This is a genomic window from Neisseria sp. P0020.S005 (assembly GCF_051957055.1).
In the GTDB taxonomy this organism is placed as follows: Bacteria; Pseudomonadota; Gammaproteobacteria; order Burkholderiales; family Neisseriaceae; genus Neisseria; species Neisseria subflava_A.
This window is the reverse complement of sequence record NZ_JBQCWV010000025.1, coordinates 1-720: the sequence shown is the minus strand read 5'-3', so window position 1 is coordinate 720 and position 720 is coordinate 1. Positions and strand designations below refer to the sequence as shown.

The 720-nt window shown below is 51.7% G+C and carries 1 pseudogene; it reads left to right on the top strand.

The features are described 5' to 3' along the window. A pseudogene (locus ACTHTU_RS11120) lies at positions 1 to 720 on the top strand (hypothetical protein); the annotation flags it as partial.

Sequence of the window (720 nt, the reverse complement as noted above, 5' to 3'; positions counted from 1 at the left end):
ACCCACAACACCGACCCCAACAAACTCCAAACCAACCCAAATACCACCACCACCCAACCCACAACACCCATCAAAAAAACACACCCCCAAATACGCCCCCCCACCCACCCCACACACCAAAACCACCCAAAAACCCCACACCCCACACCCCACCCAACCAACCCAACCCACAACCCCCAAAACAAAAAAACCCCACCCCCCACACCAAAAAAAAACCAACCAAAAACCCCACACCACAACCCACCACCAACCCCCACCACCCCCACACAAACAACAAACAACAACCCCAAACAACAAGCCCACCCCACCAACCAACAACAACAAACAACCACACCCACCAACAACAACACCGCCAACGACCACACCCACAACAACCCCACAAACACAACCAACAACCCAAACAACAACACAGCACTGCCCGCAAGCCCCACAGACAAAAAACATCAAACCCAAAACGCTACCACAAACCGCACCTCCCAAACCCCCACCGACGCACCCAACAACCCCCAACCACCCGCCACAACAAACCACACCAAAAACCCAAACCCACCCACACCCCAAAACCACAACAACAACAACAACACAAAAAAAACCCCAACCCAACTAAAAAAAAAGGACCCACCAACACCTACCTACCAACACCAAACGCCCAAACCCAACCAAGACCAACTAACAAACCCACCTACAAAGCAGCCCACAGCAAAAAACAAAACAACAGAT